At 37.6% G+C, this 19,360-nt stretch carries 14 protein-coding genes; 4 read left to right on the top strand and 10 right to left on the bottom strand.

Translation table 11 applies throughout. The features are described from left to right. Nucleotides 1-27 precede the first annotated feature (27 nt). The 3 genes from smc to QNI15_RS12245 form a co-directional block, all read right to left on the bottom strand. Nucleotides 28-3,705, bottom strand: a complete 3,678-nt coding sequence (gene smc / locus QNI15_RS12255; RefSeq protein ID WP_314031956.1) for a chromosome segregation protein SMC — start codon at nt 3,703-3,705, stop codon at nt 28-30. A 250-nt stretch (nt 3,706-3,955) separates the two neighbouring features. Continuing rightward, nucleotides 3,956-4,495, bottom strand: a complete 540-nt coding sequence (hpt, locus tag QNI15_RS12250) for a hypoxanthine phosphoribosyltransferase (protein WP_314001174.1) — start codon at nt 4,493-4,495, stop codon at nt 3,956-3,958. A gap of 89 nt (nt 4,496-4,584) precedes the next feature. Beyond that, complete coding sequence (locus QNI15_RS12245) at nt 4,585-5,814, bottom strand: hypothetical protein (protein ID WP_314031955.1); 1,230 nt, start codon at nt 5,812-5,814, stop codon at nt 4,585-4,587. Between the two features lie 300 nt (nt 5,815-6,114). Here QNI15_RS12245 and QNI15_RS12240 point away from each other — a divergent pair, with 300 nt between their 5' ends. Beyond that, on the top strand, nt 6,115-7,326 hold the full coding sequence (locus QNI15_RS12240; protein ID WP_314001171.1) for a tetratricopeptide repeat protein: 1,212 nt from the start codon (nt 6,115-6,117) through the stop codon (nt 7,324-7,326). Between the two features lie 38 nt (nt 7,327-7,364). Here the strand turns inward: QNI15_RS12240 and QNI15_RS12235 are convergent, their stop codons facing one another. From QNI15_RS12235 to QNI15_RS12225, 3 genes are all read right to left on the bottom strand, one after another. After that, a complete protein-coding gene (locus QNI15_RS12235) occupies nt 7,365-7,949 on the bottom strand; it encodes an NUDIX hydrolase (RefSeq protein WP_314031954.1) in 585 nt (194 codons plus the stop codon). Nucleotides 7,950-8,008: 59 nt separating this feature from the next. Beyond that, the gene (locus QNI15_RS12230; protein WP_313976947.1) at nt 8,009-8,485 is read right to left on the bottom strand and encodes an Lrp/AsnC family transcriptional regulator; all 477 of its coding nucleotides are present in this window, start codon (nt 8,483-8,485) and stop codon (nt 8,009-8,011) included. A gap of 307 nt (nt 8,486-8,792) precedes the next feature. Beyond that, on the bottom strand, nt 8,793-9,299 hold the full coding sequence (locus QNI15_RS12225; protein WP_314031953.1) for a GNAT family N-acetyltransferase: 507 nt from the start codon (nt 9,297-9,299) through the stop codon (nt 8,793-8,795). A gap of 299 nt (nt 9,300-9,598) precedes the next feature. Here QNI15_RS12225 and QNI15_RS12220 point away from each other — a divergent pair, with 299 nt between their 5' ends. Together QNI15_RS12220 and QNI15_RS12215 are read left to right on the top strand one after the other, a co-directional pair. Next, the gene (locus QNI15_RS12220; RefSeq protein ID WP_314001165.1) at nt 9,599-10,939 is read left to right on the top strand and encodes a sensor histidine kinase; all 1,341 of its coding nucleotides are present in this window, start codon (nt 9,599-9,601) and stop codon (nt 10,937-10,939) included. A 468-nt stretch (nt 10,940-11,407) separates the two neighbouring features. Then, complete coding sequence (locus tag QNI15_RS12215; RefSeq protein ID WP_314031952.1) at nt 11,408-13,132, top strand: GAF domain-containing protein; 1,725 nt, start codon at nt 11,408-11,410, stop codon at nt 13,130-13,132. 37 nt (nt 13,133-13,169) lie between these two features. Here QNI15_RS12215 and QNI15_RS12210 read toward each other — a convergent pair whose 3' ends face one another. Together QNI15_RS12210 and QNI15_RS12205 are read right to left on the bottom strand one after the other, a co-directional pair. After that, the gene (locus QNI15_RS12210; protein ID WP_314031950.1) at nt 13,170-14,114 is read right to left on the bottom strand and encodes a helix-turn-helix transcriptional regulator; all 945 of its coding nucleotides are present in this window, start codon (nt 14,112-14,114) and stop codon (nt 13,170-13,172) included. 92 nt (nt 14,115-14,206) lie between these two features. Beyond that, a complete protein-coding gene (locus QNI15_RS12205) occupies nt 14,207-16,309 on the bottom strand; it encodes a tetratricopeptide repeat protein (RefSeq protein ID WP_314001159.1) in 2,103 nt (700 codons plus the stop codon). 264 nt (nt 16,310-16,573) lie between these two features. On the opposite strand from QNI15_RS12205, the gene QNI15_RS12200 reads away from it, so the two are divergent. Next, the gene (locus QNI15_RS12200; protein WP_314001157.1) at nt 16,574-17,023 is read left to right on the top strand and encodes a DUF7832 domain-containing protein; all 450 of its coding nucleotides are present in this window, start codon (nt 16,574-16,576) and stop codon (nt 17,021-17,023) included. 75 nt (nt 17,024-17,098) lie between these two features. On the opposite strand, the gene QNI15_RS12195 is transcribed toward QNI15_RS12200, so the two are convergent. Further along, complete coding sequence (locus tag QNI15_RS12195) at nt 17,099-18,346, bottom strand: glycosyltransferase family 4 protein (protein ID WP_314001155.1); 1,248 nt, start codon at nt 18,344-18,346, stop codon at nt 17,099-17,101. A gap of 10 nt (nt 18,347-18,356) precedes the next feature. After that, nucleotides 18,357-19,277, bottom strand: coding sequence for a nucleotide-diphospho-sugar transferase (locus QNI15_RS12190; protein ID WP_314001153.1), 921 nt, complete (start codon nt 19,275-19,277; stop codon nt 18,357-18,359). Nucleotides 19,278-19,360 lie beyond the last annotated feature (83 nt).

Genomic DNA, 19,360 nt, shown 5'->3' with positions numbered 1-19,360 from the left:
ATGTATCAAGATAGACTATCCATTTCTTTATGCCAGAGCCCGTAAATCTACAGGGACTACTTTAGACACTCCTGTATCATCCTCTGTCTGAGTAATGCCATAGACTACATCAGTGGATGCCATTGTACGTTTATTGTGTGTCACAATAATAAACTGTGACTCGTTAGCAAACCTACGGATGATATTGTTGAATTTATCGATATTGGCATCATCCAGTGGGGCATCTACCTCATCAAAGATACAAAACGGCGCAGGCTTTAACAGGTAGATAGCAAACAACAGTGAGATAGCTGTTAATGTTTTCTCTCCACCAGAAAGCTGATTGATTGTCAAAGGACGCTTGCCTTTTGGTCTGGCAATGATATCAATGCTGGAATCCAATGGATTTTCCGGATCGACCAGTTTCAGGTCACAGGTATCTTCATCTGAGAACAACGAACGGAATACACGGATAAAATGCTCCCGAATAGTTGTAAATGCAGTCATAAAGGTTTCTCTGGCAACTGTATCTATCTCCGAAATGGTAGCCAGCAAGGAATTCTTCGCATTTAGCAGATCATTTTTCTGTCCGTTTATAAAGTCAAACCGTTGTTTGATTTCTTCATACGCCTCTAGTGCCATTGGATTGATAGGTCCCAGGCGGTCCAGACGAGCTTTTAATTCATTTACCCGGGCACGAAGTTCGTCTTCACGCTCTCCAAACAAAGTTCTGGCTTCTTCAAAATTCCAGGTTTTACCCATCTTGCTTTTAGGAGCCGCAGGTTTAGGTTCTTCTGAAACAACCGAATTTCCATTCTCATCTATTTGTGGTTCTTTTGCTTCCTGTATCACTACTTCCTCTACAGGCTCTTCAGGCGCATCCAGATTAACATTGAACTCAACAGACAAACGATCTTTAATAGCGGTAATCTGGAGTTGCGTTTCGTTGCGTTTTCCTTGCAACTCCATAGTCAGGCTATCTGCCAGTTCACGTTGTCTTGTCAGATCACGAACTTCTTTTTCTGTTTTATCGATTTCTCCCCGAGCGGCATAATAATCTCTTTCTGCTTCATTTAGCCCTGCTTCAATCGCCTCTTTCTCTTTGTACATCTCAACCAGTTCCTCATCCCCTACTTCCTCTGCCTCAGTTAGCGTCGAAATATCTGTTTCTGTACGTTCCAGTTCATTCTGATTATTTTGAAGGCGAAACTGGCTGTTTCTTAGTGTATCCTCAGAGAAACGAATTTCCTGTTCCATACTATTCAGCCGATTTTGCTGCTGAATCAGCCGGATATTTTCAGTATTATAGGCATTGGACTTTACAGAGGTTTGCTCGTTCTGTGATGTCAGTTCCTCGTTCAGATCCATAATCTGTCGTTCCACTTCACGAAGTTCAGCTTGTTTCGCTTCCGTTTGGGGACGGGATATAGCTAGTTCTTCCGTCAATGTTTCCAGTTGATTCAGGAAATCTTCCCGTCGCAAAGACTGGTTCTGCAACATAAGTGTCAGTTGTTCCTGACGAGCTTTTAAAGTAATCTGCTGACGGTTCAGGTCATTAATCTCTGACTGAAGTGCCTGTACTTTACGTTGGATACTGTTTTTACGCACCAGCAACTCTTCTCTGGCAATTTTCTGATCAGACTGACGAGTTGTTATTTTATCGATAGTATATCGAAGCTTCTCTATTTCATCCTGAAGCTTTTCCAGGTTTTTACCACGACCGATTCGCTTTCCTTCAAATAACCCTACTGATCCACCGGATATACTTACTGAACGGTTAATCACCTTTCCACTTTCTGTGAGAAAGATAAGGTTACCAGTCGAATTAGATATAATAGCAAGATCCGGAACAATAAATACATTTCCCAGCAGATGTTCGGCCAGTTTTTGATAACGACTATCATACTCCACAATGTCCAGTACAGAAACGGCCCCATCAGGAAGGCCTATAGCATCCGGCTTCCGATAGGTTGCATGCTGAAGTTTTTCCAGAATAAAGAAATTGGCCTTACCCTTGCCAGCCTCACTTAATAAGGCAATAGCAGAAAAAGCAGTCTCTGAAGTTTCTACAACATAGTAGTTCAGAACCACTTCCAGGTAATTTTCCAGAGCCACACGGTATTGGTCCGGACAGGCAATGATATCCGATACCAATGGTGTTTTTTTATCCCATTTCGGATTTTTACTCAAGAACTGTACAGCCTCAGGAAAACCTTCCAGACTATCCACCATTGATTTGGTTAGATTGTATTCATTCTGTTTTGCGTCCAGCTGTCGTTGTGTCGTGATCTGTTCCTGGCGAATAGACTCATTCTCAGTTTCCAGCGAGTCCAGTTGATCCTGTATACTTTCAATCTCCTGCTGAGTCTGCTGCAATTCGTCCATCTTCTGGCGGAGTTGCACATTTGCTTCACCTAATGTGGTTGCCATAGCTTCCAGATCAGCCGTTTGTGCAGCATTGTCAGAGGTGGTTTTTTCTAATTCCTGTTTAATAGTTGAGATCTGAACCTGCTTGATATCAAGTGATTTTGTCAACGAAAACAATTCATCCTGCCGTTGGCGAAACGCAGCATTTTTGCTGGTAAGCTGTTGCTGCAGTTCAGCAGTAGCTACCTTTTGTGCTTCGTATTCACTTTTTAGTTCTGCTACTTGAGCAATAAGTTCATTGGCCTGTCTTTCAATTCCTTGTTTTTCTGCTTCCAGTCGTGTAATCTTCTCTTCAGCCTCTGTCTTTTGGCGTTGTCCTTCTGTAATCTGATTTCGTAACGAATGTGCTTTGTCTGTCAGGAACTTTAGGCGTTCATTCTTAATTTTCTTTTCACTTTCATGTTGCCGGATCAGGTTTACATGTTCATTGAGAGCTTTTTGACGTGATGCCAGCAGTTTCTCCTTGTTTAACAAATCAGCTTTCAGCTTTTCAATACCCGCATCCTTTTGAGCTGTCTCTGCCTGAACCCGTATACGTTTTTCACTCTCAGCATCCAGCTGCCCTTTTAATTTATCCAGTGTCTCCTGAAAACGGCTTACAGACTGATGAGCCAGTGCTACACTATAACTTTTGTATTTGTTTTTGATCTGGAAATATTCTTCAGCCTGGCGAGCCTGACGTTCCAGCGACTTCATGTTTTTGGTAATTTCATGAAGCAAGTCTTCTACCCGTTCCAGATCACCATCTGTATCTTCCAGTTTTTTCAGCGTCTCTTTTTTACGAACTTTAAACTTTGAGATACCGGCTGCCTCTTCAAACAATCCCCGTCGTGAGTTATCCTTATCATTGAGAATTTCATCGACCATTTTCAACTCAATGATCGCATAGCTGTCAGGACCAATACCTGTATCCATAAACAGATTATTGATATCTTTCAAACGACAGGGAACCCCATTGAGCAAATACTCGCTTTCTCCTACACGATAATAACGACGGCTGATTGTGACTTGAGAGTATTCAGTAGGAAGAATGTTTTTGGTGTTGTTAAAAGTCAGGGATACTTCTGCCATTTGCAGAGGTTTTCGGCGCTTTGTCCCATTAAAGATAACGTTCTCCATCTTTTCAGACCGGAGATTTTTCGTCTTTTGTTCACCTAACACCCAGCGAATAGCATCGACTACATTTGACTTTCCACATCCGTTTGGCCCAACAATACCTGTAATACCATTATCAAAATTGATGAGAACCTTATCTGCAAAACTTTTGAATCCTTTGATCTCTAACTGATGTAACTGCATTTAGGTTAATCGGTGTTTACTGGTTTCTCTTGATTTTGAATTTACTGCGCTGAGTTATTTCCTAATGAGCAGAGAAGAGTCTTGAGAACCCTGGTCATACCTCTTTAAATTTATTCAAAGATACGTGAAAAACAGTGATTTTAGAATAGATAAATCAGAAGCCGATTATCACTTAGAAGTTATCTGTAAAGTAGTCCTTTATAGGCCTGAGACTAAAGCTGTTCTATTTATCCGATAGAAAGCTGAGAGATTAGAAGCCTTCCTCTTTTACTACATATAAATCTGGCAGATTTCTGCCCAGACCATCATAATCCAGGCCATAACCTACTACAAATGCATTGGGAATGTCAAAACCAACATACTTTAGCTTGATATCTTTCTGCATGGCTTCACGTTTGCACAAGAGTGTAGCTATTTCCAATGATGCAGGTTCGTGTTGTTTCAATTGTACCAGTAACTGTGACATAGTTAATGCTGTATCCACAATGTCTTCTACAATAACTACATGACGACCTTTGATATTTTCCTGAAGGCCAATAATTTCTGTAATCTTCCCTGTACTTTGAGTAGCCTCATAGGAGCTGACCCGAATAAATGAGATATGACAGGCAATAGAAATTCTTTTCATCAGATCTGCTGCAAACATAAAAGAACCATTCAGTACTGAAATGAAAACAGGTTCTTTGGTAGCATATTCCTGGTTCAATTGATTCGACAATTCTGAAACCCGTTCCAGAATGCTACTTTCAGGAATATATATGTCAAATTGTTTGTCTTTGATCTGCACCATAAAATAGGAGGATTGAATGAAGGTGCAAAAATAAAAATAGCGAGCAAATAATTTTGCCCGCTATTTTTAAAAATGAGTGTGAATTACAATTAAAGTGTGATCGTTCTTTTGAATGGCAATTGCACATTCAGATTAGACAACAATGCAATTGTTGCAATTATAATTCCATATAAGCCAACATGGTCGAATGCCTGTTTCATAAACCATCCAATTAGTATAACTGGAATAGTAAGACAAATAATACGAAACATATGACGTAGCGGACGTAAATACCAGAACTCTTTTTGCAGCTTGTTTATTACCCAATCATAATAATGGGTACGTAACCACTGATAGGCATAGTTAGCTTCCCATAAAAGAAAACTACCAATAGTACCTATACCAGCAGCAAGAAAGATTTCAGATGATAGAATTTCTTTGCCTTCTACCACCCAATAAGCAGGCATTATGGTTACAACAGATGCATATGCCACTACCATCATTACCAAAACATTCAATATACGTTTAATAGCAGCAGGAAGATCTGCATGTTTTAGCATATAACCCATCACAACAGATGTACATATGCCACACCATGCCAATACTACTGGTAGCCAAACAACACCTGCTGTAAGGCTTAAATCATCCATATTGGATGCATTGATTTCGACAAGAGTTGTACCCAGAAGTATTCCCGCCACTACAGCACCGCCAAGAACGTCCATTCTTTCAGGCAATACTCCCAGGTGGTGTGCTTTCTTCAATACCTCGGAACGCACCATTGCTGGCTTATGTATATCTTCCCGATCCAATGCATTTATCAGTAGCATAATAGCAGAACTACCTAATGCAAATCCACCAAGTAAAGACAATGTAGGATAAACCGTCCAGGCAAACTGGCTATGATGGTTGGCATATACCAACATCAAACCGTTCATACTAATAAGCAGACTGCCTACATGTGAAAATGCCTTGCTGGGAGATAACTGCAAGGATAAAGAAAGGGCGCTTTTGGCAAATTTAATAACTGCCTTTCTGGTCCATTCCGGACTCAGCAGTATACTTAAAATAATACAACCTGCTCCTGCCATAATAGCGGTTTGAGCCACACTCAAAATCTCAAAACCAGCTTTAACATAACAAAGAAGCAGTACCAACGCGGACAATACAAATACCGTAAGTGGTTTGTACGAACGAGCCGCCCACATCTTAAAATTGGGGCGGAAAGGTTTCTGCGTTACAGCTACAGAAAACGGAGTACGCAACGTTGCCAACGAACCAGAACGACCAAAAATGACGTTGAGCAATACAGCGATTTCATTACTTAGGTTGTTACGCATAAAGTATAAAAAAACTATTTGAACAAATCGCCTTCAATTATTACATAATTACTGAAGACGAGTTTTCGGTTGCAAAGGTAACTAAAACTAAAAACAAAACAAGTTAAATTTTATAACTATCAGATTTTCAGTATCATATATTAGTATGCAAAATAGATTAAAAGTAAACATGAGTCTTTATTTTTTTTACAACTAATTGAAACACACAAAATAACAGCCAAATATTACATAAAGCTTTTACAATTTTTTATATGTATAATTGTAGTACGATTATTGCGAGAGATATAGAAAAATCAGACAATGAAAAAGCTTACTGTTACTCTTATTGCCTTGGTCTATTCCTGCATGGTACTTGCCCAGAAAAATGTAGGTCCACCAATTTTGTTGGAAAACATGGATATGCAGGTTGTTTCGACTCATGCAGTAAACAATATGTATAATTTCAAATTTGCCGAAGCTGAGTCTGAATTCCGCTGGTTCAAGTTTAAATACCCTGACCATCCACTTCCCTATTTTCTTATGGGTTTAAGCACTTGGTGGAAAATCATGCCTAACGAAGACAATGAAGAATATGATGCAACATTTCTGGCGTACATGGACACTTCTATTACCAAGGCAGATAAACTCTATGAGGAAAATGAGGAGAATACAGAAGCATCCTTCTTTCTTGCAGCTGCCTATGCATTCAAAGGCAGACTGTATTCTGACCGGAAAGATTGGGGAAAAGCAGCCTGGGCGTCCAGAAACGCATTAAAATACCTTGAAAAGTCCCGCTCCAAGGGAGACCTTAGCCCAGAATTCTTATTTGGCGATGGACTTTACAACTACTATAGAGACTGGATCCCTGAAAACTTTCCAGCTTTGAAAACTATCCTTTGGCTATTTCCAAAAGGCAATAAAGAAGAAGGAATCAAGCAGTTGAAAGAAGTTTCCAACAACGCTTTTTACACCCGAACAGAAGCTCAGTATCATCTGATGCGGATTTATAGTGTGGAAAATCAGCTACAGAAAGCATACGAACTTTCTAAATACCTACACGAGACATTTCCTGATAACGCCTACTTCCATCGCTATTATGCACGTAGTGCTTATGCGCAGGGACGTATACCAGAAGTAGAAAAAGAATCGAGAAGTATCCTGGAAAAGATTGACCAGAATATGCCTGGCTATGAAGCTATGAGTGGCCGGTATGCTAGTTATTATCTAGGTTATATTGAGTATCAGCTACACAAAAATACGGAAGTAGCAAAATCGCTGTTTAAAAAGGCAATTGCATACTCTGAATTACTAAAGGCGTATGAAAGCGCCTATTACCATAGTTCGCTAATTACACTTGGTAAGATATATTATAAAGAAGAAAATCTGCCTGAAGCAAAGAAATACCTGGAAGTGGTTGTGAAACGAGCAGAAAAGAAATCTGATCAGCGCAAAGAAGCAGAGAGATACCTGAAAGATATACAGAAAAAAGAAAAAGAGCAGAGGAAAGAAGAACGTAGACAGAAAAGAAAATAGGCTATACTACTAAGTATAGCCTATTTCTCTTTTATACTTTAAGGAAATAGCGCCAGATATTTCCAAAGCGGAGCCGCCATCAGGGCCTGTAAAATTTCATTGTTATTTAACAGAGCTCTCACATCCTGCTTTGAGAGCAAATGCACCGTTATATCTTCCGTATGCTCCAATGTTGGTTCCTGAAGCCATTCTACATCTGTTGCCAGAAAACAATGCGTGTAATTTGTTTGTATACTTGGATTAGGACATATGACCATCCACTCCTGCCAGCTACCTCCTCCATATCCTGTCTCTTCCATCAACTCACGCTGAGCACTTTCTAATGGAGACTTATCTGTAGGGTCGCATACACCTGCACAAAGCTCATAACTCACTTTACCTATACCATGCCTGTATTGCTTTACAAGCACTATCTTTTGATCTTTTGTAACAGCAATTACATTAACCCAGTCCGGAAACTCAGATACATAATACGATGCAATCTGGCTGCCATTAGGCATTTCTACTTTTTCTTTGCGAACAGTAAACCAAGGCTCTTTGGCAATATACTCGGATGCCAGGACCTTCCATGGTTGAGGATCTGGTGTAGTCAAAGGAGGTAAAATAGTTGAAGTTGAAAACAAAGATAGGCATCTGATGAAAAAATATTTTTTTATCAGACTAGAGAACCCTATAAGAGTTATTACTTATCAGGCGGGATTGGTAGCACCTTGCTGTTCTTAAAAGTAGACAGAATCACCATTGACTGAGTACTGTCTACTTCTTCAATTTCATTTACCTTTTCCAGCATTAATTTCTGGTAAGAAGGAATATCTTTTGTGATCACTTTTAACAAAAAATCACCACTACCTGTGATATGGTGACATTCTATAATCTCGTCAATATCACTAATTTTACGTACGAAAGCATCAATATATGACTTTCTATGGCCAACAAGAGTTACCTGTACAAAAGTGGTAACACCTAAACCTATTTTCTCTGTATCTAATTGGGCATGGTAGCTTCGTATAAGCCCGGCAGTTTCGAGTTTCTTAACTCTTTCGAGTGTTGGCGCTGGAGAAAGGCCTATCTCTTTGGAAAGTTGTGCATTTGTAATTTTGGCATTAGCCTGTAAAATTTCAAGTATTTTACGGTCTATCTGATCAAGTTTGAAAGCCATGGGTGAAAAAATAAAATTTGGTACCTGTAATTAGTTATATAATTTTTTCTTTATAAAATTAAAATTTGCCTATAAACAAATCTTTACTTATGCAAAAATAACATATTTTATTCTAACTATTTTAGAATAACGCAAAATAAAACCAGGTAGTATTCTGTTATTAAAGCTTATTATTTGTTTAAGTACAAATACTCTATTGAATAACAGCAAGCTATCAATGTAAAAATATTTTTTCAACAGAGGCAAAATTAAAAAATATCTACTATTATTTAGTAAGCCCAGAATAGTATAACGACAATACTATTGCTTAATCCGGCTTTGCAAAGGAAAGTTGTTCTTGAATCTGTAACTTACTAAGGCTGCAGTTAATCCATTCCCCATCAAAATGTGCATTGTATTTCTTGTAAAATTCAATAGCAGGAGTATTCCAGTCTAAGACCTGCCATAACATTCCATTACAGTTTGTCTCCAATGAAACCTGCATGGTTGCATTAAATAACATGCGTCCTATTTTTTTTCCACGATGTGACTCTGTTACCACGATATCTTCCAGATATAAGCGCTTCCCCTTCCAGGTAGAATATCTAAAATAGTAGACAGAAATTCCTACTATTTTTTTTTCCAATTCCGCAACAATCAATCCATATATAGGTTGTGGCCCAAAACCATCTTCCAGCATTTTTTCTTCTGTGTTTTCTACTTCGTCTGGAGCTTTTTCATACTCAGCCAATTCTTTCACTAATTTCAGCATGGAAGGAATATCTTCCTGTGTACCCTTCCGTATAATTATATTGGGAAAATTTGTTGCATTCATGTTTATGACAGAAAATCAGATGTAGGTTAGAGTCTATTTATAGTATCAAAGGTAAGAAGAAAAGAAAGTATGTTGTAAACATGCAAAACAGAAGTAATAACCACAAAAAGCAACTCTTTTTTATCACTTTCATTTTCAATAGATTGTCTGTTTGCTTCTCGTTTGCAAATAATCTATTTTTGATTAAATACTTAACTCACAACTTCTCTGTAAAATGTAAGGTAATGATATGTTTTGCACAGTTAATGGCCTGTAATTAAATGTATTTTTAATAATACTTATTTCGACAGCAGAGAATAATGAAAAAAATAATAGAGATTTTTAACAAATTCATATCTGTAAAAAATCCACCCAAAAACCGTCTTATACTTATTGTACTGTTAGTTGTGACCGTTATTCTAGCGGTTGTATTGCATCTGAGCTACAAAAGTTTTTATAATCAGGATAGTGATCTGGAAAAAATGATGGCATCTCAAGAAGTAATAAATGATACAGAAAAGTTGATGCACACTATTCTTCTCAACGAAGCAACCCGAGTAGCTTACACCCATAATAAACAAAAAGACAGCATTGATTATCAAAATGTTGAAAACTTAATTGATACTATAGCACTTAGAGTTGTAACAGATCCTTATCAAACAGTAAACATTACTGCTCTGGGAGAATTGGTAACAGACAGGTGGGAAAAGATAAAACAAAATCAAAGCCTCAAAAAAAACACACTAACAGATTCTGTTTATGTTGTCAAAATAAAAGAGACTGCTGCTCAGCTGGCAGAATTGGAAACGCTTAAAATGAATAATTTTCGTAGAGCGGCTATTGAACAGCAAAAAAGATCCTTGTATTTAAATATTGTATCTGTAAGCATTGCATTACTTTTTGGCATAGTTAGTCTCTTTATATTTTTCCGTGATAGAGAAGAACGTTTGAAAGTAGAGTCTAATCTAACAGAACTGAATCTGAATAAAGATAAATTCTTTTCAATCATTAGCCACGATCTAAGAGGTCCAACATCAAATATTGTACGCCTTTCTGAATTTCTACTCGAACCGAATCTAGCCGAAACAGATCAAAAATCAATGACATTACATCTGCATAAGGCAGCACAGAACCTACAGAAGCTATTAGAGAACCTGCTTAGTTGGGCGAAGTTCCAGATGGGACGTCTTGACTTTATGCCAGCCCCTGTAGATCTATACAATCTTACCAATGAAAGTGTGGCACAAATTGCAACCATGGCAGCAGACAAAGCCATAGTAATTAAAAATCAGGTATCACCCAGAACGTATGCATTTGCAGATGATCAGATGATTATGATGGTACTGCGAAATCTTTTGGTGAATGCCATCAAGTTTACCAATCAATCAGGAACAGTTAAGATACAGGCAAAAGAAACACCAGATCAGGTAGAAATATCTGTTATAGATAATGGAATAGGAATGGATGCAGACACAACTGATAAGCTTTTTCAGCTAGGTAATCATTTTACAACACTAGGGACTTCAAATGAGAAAGGCTCCGGCCTTGGACTTATACTTTGCATGGAACTTCTGGAAAAGAACAATGGTACAATTCGTGTAACCAGCGAACAAGGCAAAGGATCTATATTCACGTTTTCTTTACCTAAACTAGGTAGGTAGTTTGTTATTGCAGATCTAGAGTATGATATAAATCATCTATCTTTCCTGAATCGATATAAGTTTGATTGGTAACAAATTTGTAGATCCTTAAGTAACTTATTAATTCTTCTGTCAAAATCTCACATCTTTATCTATCTGATAAATTTCAGAGAAAATATTATTTTTCTGATTTACACTAGTTTATAGTGCGTATTCAATCTGTTACGTGTAGAAGTGCAATTACTTATCCTGCATAGAAACTATATTCAACTCTATATTTAGCATCCTACAACCATTTAGTATAACTAACAGGATCTTACTCAAAGAAACTTAACCTTATTAAAGAAAATCATTATAAAGTACTATCAATAACATAATATAAACAAATGCCATATGTGTAATAAAAGTACTGTATATGATTCTTATTTCAGATCGGTTATCATGAAATTTGTTTAAATCTCCTTTTCTTAAAGGCAAACGGGTAATCAAATGAATGTATTAACCATTATTACCAGTACTGGTGTCAAAGCAACTCAAACCGAGTATATACAGGATAAGATTCGCATATCTAATTCAGTTGCATTGATTGGCTTTGTGGCTTCCTTTGTGAACGTTTTGGTTACCTATAATCATTCGGATGTCTTACGAAATGGTTACATAGTTAACTCTGTGTTTTTTGCAGTAATTGTGGCTCTTAATGCCTTTGGCTTTTATTCTTTTTCTAGAATAATGACTTGCTTGTTTACAAGTATATCTACCACATTATTGTATATTTTGCTCCAACCTTCCAATGGAGAATATATAACAGGTTTAATCATTGTAATGGTCATTATCACAATCATTCCCTGGCTATTATTTGATCTTTCAGAAAGATGGAAGCTTACATTTACACTAAGTATTCATATCATTTGTCTGTTGTGCATTCATATTGGAGGAGATTGGATTGAAACAGGAGTCGATTATTCTTTTATTCAAACATCAGAACAGATCTTCTTATATGCGTTTACTAGTATTATGGTTCTTTCAGCAGGATTATACGTTTTGCAAAAAAGCCATCAGAATACTATTACAAATAGTAGTAAACTAATTGATACAATGCAGTCTCAGCAACTTTTACTACAGGAGAAAGAAGAGAAGCTGAATAGCTATGTTAAAGAAGTAGAAGAGAATCAACGTATAAATCAACAGCGGCAATGGGTATCAGATGGACTTGCCATGTTTGCAGATATATTACGCAAAGAGAGTAATGATACAGTCCATCTCTATGAAATACTAATTTCCAAACTGGTAAAATACATCAACGCAAACCAGGGAGGATTATTTCTGGTTCAAAGTGAGAATACTCAGGATGCGTTTATTGAACTGATTGCCTGTTATGCTTATGAACGAAAGAAATACCTAAAAAAGCGCCTTGAAATTGGTGAAGGTCTGGTAGGGCAAGCAGTACAGGAAATTGACACATTATACTTAACAGACCTTCCTCAGGATTACATCCAGATTACCTCCGGGTTAGGCAAAGCGAATCCTACCTGTTTAACAATTATTCCACTGAAAGTAAATGACAAAGTTGAAGGTGTACTAGAAATAGCATCATTTGAAGAAATTCCTCTATATCAACGGGAATTTCTGGAAAAAATAGGAGAAAGTATTGCCTCTACGATTGCAACTACAAGAATCAACGAAAGAACCAAACAACTATTGGAAGCATCTCAGTGGCAAACTGAGCAAATGCGCAGTCAGGAAGAAGAAATGCGCCAGAACATGGAAGAACTGGCGGCAACACAAGAAGAAATGGAGCGAAAAACAAGAGAGATGGAGGAGTTATATGCTCAATCAAAAGTAAGAGAGAGTGATCTTGTAAATAGTTTGGAGTTACTGGAAATTACCCGGCGGGAGATGGAAACAAAACAACTTGAAATTGAACAGCTATTGCATGAAGCTCATAGAAATGAGGAACAATTACGCCAGCAAGAAGAAACATTACGGGCAACACTGGAGGAGATTCAACTGACCAAAGAAGAACTTCAGATAAAGAATGGTGAGATTGAACGCACAAAACAAGAAGAAAAAGCACGGGCAGATGCACTGATTGAGTCGCAAAAGAAGATTATGCAGAAAGTGCTTGATAAACAAAAAATAAAAGAAAGTGAAATGCAGCAGAAGATAAATACATTACAACAAGAAGTTGAGATGCACAAAAACAAACTTTCTTAACAAGAATGAACGTCAACCTTTACAGATAAGTATTTGCTTATTTTTGAAGACTTTCTATTTCTCGCTGCAGCTCGGCTACTAATGCCATTAGTCTTTCCAGCGGCAAAGAAGTCTTAGGCTCTGGCATTGATAAGCCAATATATTGGCGTGCTTCCCATAATTCCAATACGTCTTTTACAGGCACTTCAATGGTAGGAATAGTTGCAGAGTCTGACAACAACAGAATTGTTCCTTTGATCTTTACATGGTTATAAATACGTCTGTATAAAATACCTTGTTTGTGTAATACAATAATATAGTGTTGTCCATCCCGAATATCATACCAGTTAGGAGTAAATTCTCCAATTACAGTAGCTCCGGCTACAGGAAAATCACTTCCCACTTCAAATGCCCGATATTTTCCTGATGGCAAAGTAGGTAGTGAAAGCTGAGGAAGCTTTTCCAGATAGTCTTTGTATGCATAACCTGTAAGATAGCCCGCAACATCTTTTTGAGCAATCCAGAAAACCTCTTCATTCAGACTTTTCTGAAACAGAGAAGATTGTGGCTTTTGGAACAAATCATTAGATGGAGGAGTATAGGGTGTATTAGTATTAACGGGTTCAGTCTTATGTGTAGGTGTAAATGTTGGAGAAGTAAGTATCGGATTCTCAGCTTGTGGCTGATAATATTTGTCGATAATGGATGCTACAGGTTTAGGAGGATTAGGATCATTTGGTTCCATTAACTGTGGTGCAGGCTGAGGTATAGGTATCCCTTGCTTTTCCCGTAAGTTCCGAATATCATTCTTTATCAGATTATCTACTGTAGTACCAAAAATCTTAGCTATGTTAGTAAGATTCTCCAGATTTGGATTTGCTCTACCTTCTTCATAAGCACCTAACAAGGATCGTTTTATTCCAATCTTACGGGCAAATTGTTCCTGTGTTAACCCGTTCATCCTACGAAGATATTTGATATTGTTGGCGATAACTTCAGACATAGAGAAATCTTTTTGATAAAACTTTTAGCAAAAGTACAAAAACTTACAATTTCTCAGGAGAATTGTTAAAGAGTAAAGTTGAAGGAAAACAATTATTGTCTTTCTGTGGACACTAGTACTTGGGCTGGTACTGTAAACCAAAATGTAGTACCTTTTCCTACTTCACTGACAACTCCAATTTCGCCACCATTTCTGTTTACAAATTCCTGGCATAATATCAGACCTAACCCCGTTCCATTCTCATTAGCTGTACCATTTGTAGTATGGTATGTATCTATCCTGAATAGTTTCTGCAAATCATTCGGTGAAATACCGATTCCGTTATCAGCGATAGAGATTTCGATCAGGTTATCTTTGTAATTCGTTGAAATAATCACATTTCCCCCTATGTGCGAAAATTTGATAGCATTATCAACTAAATTTCGAAGAGTAAACAATAACATGTTTTTATCTGCATAGATATGATTATCTGAGGATACATCTACTAAAAGATGTACTCCTTTGTTGGAGGCCATTACTCCTACTGTTGATAGTAATTCATGAATTATATCATCTAGTAAAAGTAGCTCCGGTTCATATCGGATACCACCACGTTGTGTTCGGGACCAGTGCAGAAGGTTTTCAACTAAATCCAATACACTTTTTACACTGGTATTCATATCCTGAACAAACTTTTTCAGTTCGTTTTTATCAAAATGGTCAATATGTTTTATCAGTACCTGAAATAGACCAGCCAGCGAATTTAACGGCCCCCGTAAATCATGTGAAACGATTGTAAAGAACTTGTCTTTAGTTGCAATCAAACTACGCAAACTGGCTTCTGACTCGGTAAGTTTCAGATTGGTCTCCTGCAATTCTACATTCTGGGTATAAATAATCTGGTTTCTGTTTTCCAGTAAATGACTTGAGCGTTGTTTAATCCTAAAGCGACTTATTAATACTATTGCTAAAAATAGTAGTGCAACCAGCAATACACCCATCAGGTATGTCAGGTTTCTGTTTTCTCGCAATGTAATTGTGTTAATACGTTTCTCCTTTCTGAGAAGCTCAACTTCCTGCTGTTGATTTTCAAGCAAGTATTTGGCCTCTACCTCTGCAATTTCAACATTTGTCCGGGCATTGAATATAGAATCCCGGATCTGACTATAAATACGATGGTTACTATATGCCTCTTTGTAATTCTTTAAGGCATCCTGACTGGAAGCAAGTCCAAGATAAGCATTCATTAGCGGATCCCTGGTTTGTGCCCTGCGACCTTTCACAATCGCTTTCTCATAATAAAATATAGCCTGTTGATATTTGCCTGTTTCATAATAACAAGCTGCAATGCTGTTATAACTGCGTGCTACCGCATGCAAAAGCTGGAGACGTTGCTCTCGTTTTAAAGCCCGAAAATAATAATTGATCGCAAAGTCATATTTTTTCTGATGGAAATAGACCTCTCCTATAGAATGTAAAGCCTGACTGATCCCTCGCTCCGATTTCTGTTTCTGATAGATGGACAGGGAATTTGTCAGATATTCCAGGGCATGGCTATATTCAGAACGTTTATCGTATAACTGTCCCAAATGATTATATACTATTGCAAGGCCTGTAGCATCTTCCAATGTAGTCCATAATTTTAATGCTTTCTGGTAATACTCCAGTGCTTTATCCAGCTTTCCAGAAGCCTCATATACACTACCTATCAGAGTTAAAGATTGAGCAGTGCCTTTTTTATCCCGAATTTTTTCACGAATACGTAAGGATTTAAAAAACAGACTTAGAGATTGATCATAATCCCCAAACCCAAAATAAGCCTGCCCAAGATATTCATAAGCATCCCCAGCTTCCGGGTCTTGTCTACGTACCAGGGCTTTATCTAAGGCTTGAGAGAAATATTGAAGTGATTTCTTGTAGTTATTAAGGTGGTAATATCCTAAGCCTGCCAGATTAAGTGCTTTTGTATGACCCGATAAATAATTTGTTTTGAGGGAAAGTTGTACTGACTGTAAACTTAACCGGAGGGATTGTTCGGGAGAGTTTTCAAGGAGCCTTTGTGACTGTGCATTTAATGTATCCACATTGGGGGTTTGGGCAGCCAGCACACTTACATTTACTATGCAAATGGCAATAACCAACAATGTTCCAGCTATTTGCCGGAAATGCGCATAATTGTTTTTAAGAGAAAAAGAAGAAAAAAGACACACTGCCATTTATCTGCAAAAAAATTTGCAAAGAATAAGTCACAGCCTCAAAAACTGCCATTGACTAACACTTATGATTGTAAAAAAGAAAGAATCAAATTCAAATTACTAAAAATGTGTTAATATAAATAGTAATCTGACCCCAATGTTTCTACAAAACTCTTGCAATCTTACTTATATAGTTGATAAATAGCTATATGAATTGCAACCTGATAGATAGTGTATCAAAGAAAATAGTTAATTTTAGCATTCTTTTGAATCATTCCTTTATCTATGAAGAATCAGACAAATTCTCAGGCTGCTACGGTTTACGATCAGGCGAAAGAGCACTTTTTAGGAAAATTTCCCAGTGAATTGCCTATAGAGCAAGCATATTTACATATTGGGATATACATTGGCTGGATGATTGAGAATCATCTCTATAGTGAGTTCTTTCTAGATGAATCTGAAATTCAAATGTTTCGTTTTCAGAATCGTCAGATAAGCTGCACTGTACTAAGTGAGATCTGGGATGGACATCTCGGTCCTGATATGTTTAATAAGGAAGGAAATGACTTCTCTGAAGACTATTACCTGATAGGAGATTATGTAGACGATTACATTGCAACTTTATGTAAGTCATACCCTACTATGTATCATGTAGAAGATAGTTGGGAGAACTATGATCTTATGAAGAAAAAAATAGATGAACGTTTTCAGGAATGGAAAAAAGATAACGCTTAAAGCTGATGATATACTTATACTCTCTTTAATCAAAGAAAGGGCTGGTACTATTAAAATACCAGCCCTTTCTTTTAATTATTTTTTCTTTGCGAGAATAGTATCGTATAACTTTTTATAATGACGAGCTTGTGATAATAACTCAAACATTTGTTCTGCTTTCTGATAAGAATTAATACGTAGTGCATGGCTCTCATCAGCCTGTAATACCCACCGGATACCTTCTGCCAGAGACTCTGGTTCAAACGGTGTAGCCAGGTAACCATTGTGTTTGTGATCAATGATATCTGGAATTCCACCAACATTAAATGCAACTCCAGGTGTTCCACAAGCTAATGATTCTACCAACGTATTTGGAAGATTATCTTCCAGAGATGGTGCTATAAATACATCTGCTGCAGAGTATGCCAGAGATAGTGAAATGTTATCATTCAAGCGTCCCAGAGAATTAATCTTAAACTCCACATCCTGCATTTGAGTAGAGGCTGCACCAAACACCATCAACTCTATTTTATCTTTTAATCCATTACTATGCAATTTGTCCAATGCCGGCAATAGTAAATGCATTCCTTTTCGCACATCCTGTACATTGGCCGCTCCAAATAAAACCAGATGTTTATCCTGTGGAAGATTCATCAATTGGCGAGCCATTTTTTTGTCAACAGGTTTAAACTCACTTGTATCCAACCCGTTAGGTATCACTTCTATTGGTAACTCACCAAATAGAGAGCTTTCCCTTGCACAATTCGCCATCCAGTTACTGGGAGCAGCTATTGTAAGATTCAGATTTTTCCATGCTTTACTTTTGCGCTTCCAGATAGTTCGGGAAAGATCATTTTCTTTCTGGCTACCTAAGGCAGGACAACTTCCACATTGGCTTTTGTATGCTGTACATTCATTGCTGTAATGACAACCTCCTGTAAAAGGCCACATATCATGAAGTGTCCATACTATCGGCTTATTCAGCTTGGCAAGTGCTTCAATGTTAATAAATCCGTGATTAATCCAATGAAGATGAATAATATCCGGATCACGTTCTTTAATGACTGTTACAGGGGATTCAAGTGCAAAAGACGGAGAAAAATGTCCATCCGTCTTATCCTGGTATAAACGTAGCGGAAGATGCGCAATATGTTCGCTAAGTTTAAGTTTTGCAGAAAGTTTACCAATCAGAGATTGGGGGGATGAAACCCACTCGTCATCTGAGGTCTTGACCTGTACAAAAGCAAATGATTCAACTTTGTTAGCTCGTAGCCCCTGATGCAGGCGCATCATTGCCCGACCTGCACCTCCGTCATCCCGTTGATTAAAGTGTAAGATTTTCATAGCGGCTTGGTTACAAAAGCACTTTCTGTAGCTTGCGTTTTACTCTTTTAAGTATACTTGGGTGATAATCAAATAGGGTATTTTCAGTAAAAGCATCCGCTTCTTTGTTTCTAATCAGGTAGGGAGGATGTTTTAATGGGAATGTCATTGGATAAGTCTTTGCGGCATTATATGGACTATGTGTATCCATAGTATTACTAGCACCTTCACCAAAGCCAATATTAGAGATCAGATTTACATCTGATAATATACTAAGCCCATTTTGCATCCAGCACGCAAACGTAAATTGATAATCCCAAGCAGGTAATTGTCCTTCATATGTTTTTTGAAGAGTATCAGTCCAGTTCTTTAATCCTTTTTCATTTTCGAAAACGCTTGCCAGCAAATTGTTCTCCCGAGCCTCTGGCCAAAGTTTCATTTGAAAATCAAAATGTTGCCACGCACGACGCCAGGTTGCCCATCCCCATCCGTGATTATATCGTGAGAAATAGTAACTGTAAGGAGTTCTACTTTGACCAAACTGTACGTTCTGTCCGGAGATACACATAACACGTGAATCATATCTGTAACGCTCCAGTAATTCTTCGCAAAATCTGAAGAAACTAGGATCTGGAAGACAATCATCTTCAAGAATAATAGCTTCTTCTACGATGCTGAATGCCCAGTCAAAACCAGTAGCTGGTCTTTTACCAGCACCCAGATTGACTTCTGAATAATTGGTCAGGACCTGACAGTCCCAATCTACGCGATTAATGATTGCACGTGTAGCAGCACATTTTTCAATATCTTCCGGCCTATCTGGTCGGGGCGCATCTGCCACAACCAATAACTGTTTAGGTTTTGCTTCTCGTATCGCATTAAAAACCTTTTCTGTTGTATCAGGCCGATTAAAAATAATGAAGATGACTGGGGTTTTGAGTTGATATTCCATTTTTATATAAAAAAGGTTTGTTAAACAAACCATGAGGCTACACAGCTCAGATTATTACATAAATAAATTGATAGATATAATCA

It is taken from the genome of Xanthocytophaga flava (assembly GCF_030068545.1).
Classification (GTDB): Bacteria; Bacteroidota; Bacteroidia; order Cytophagales; family 172606-1; genus Xanthocytophaga; species Xanthocytophaga flava.
The sequence above is the reverse complement of the archived record's forward strand: the minus strand, read 5'-3'. Positions and strand labels throughout refer to the sequence as shown.

Excerpts from the sequence above, each read along its gene's own strand:
- QNI15_RS12225 (WP_314031953.1), bottom strand. The coding sequence starts at position 9,299 with ATGAATGCAACAAATTTTCCCAATATAATTATACGGAAGGGTACACAG.
- hpt (WP_314001174.1), bottom strand. The coding sequence starts at position 4,495 with ATGGTGCAGATCAAAGACAAACAATTTGACATATATATTCCTGAAAGT.
- QNI15_RS12220 (WP_314001165.1), top strand. The coding sequence starts at position 9,599 with ATGAAAAAAATAATAGAGATTTTTAACAAATTCATATCTGTAAAAAAT.
- QNI15_RS12245 (WP_314031955.1), bottom strand. The coding sequence starts at position 5,814 with ATGCGTAACAACCTAAGTAATGAAATCGCTGTATTGCTCAACGTCATT.
- QNI15_RS12230 (WP_313976947.1), bottom strand. The coding sequence starts at position 8,485 with ATGGCTTTCAAACTTGATCAGATAGACCGTAAAATACTTGAAATTTTA.
- QNI15_RS12190 (WP_314001153.1), bottom strand. The coding sequence starts at position 19,277 with ATGGAATATCAACTCAAAACCCCAGTCATCTTCATTATTTTTAATCGG.
- QNI15_RS12195 (WP_314001155.1), bottom strand. The coding sequence starts at position 18,346 with ATGAAAATCTTACACTTTAATCAACGGGATGACGGAGGTGCAGGTCGG.
- smc (WP_314031956.1), bottom strand. The coding sequence starts at position 3,705 with ATGCAGTTACATCAGTTAGAGATCAAAGGATTCAAAAGTTTTGCAGAT.
- QNI15_RS12240 (WP_314001171.1), top strand. The coding sequence starts at position 6,115 with ATGAAAAAGCTTACTGTTACTCTTATTGCCTTGGTCTATTCCTGCATG.
- QNI15_RS12205 (WP_314001159.1), bottom strand. The coding sequence starts at position 16,309 with ATGGCAGTGTGTCTTTTTTCTTCTTTTTCTCTTAAAAACAATTATGCG.
- QNI15_RS12200 (WP_314001157.1), top strand. The coding sequence starts at position 16,574 with ATGAAGAATCAGACAAATTCTCAGGCTGCTACGGTTTACGATCAGGCG.
- QNI15_RS12210 (WP_314031950.1), bottom strand. The coding sequence starts at position 14,114 with ATGTCTGAAGTTATCGCCAACAATATCAAATATCTTCGTAGGATGAAC.
- QNI15_RS12215 (WP_314031952.1), top strand. The coding sequence starts at position 11,408 with ATGAATGTATTAACCATTATTACCAGTACTGGTGTCAAAGCAACTCAA.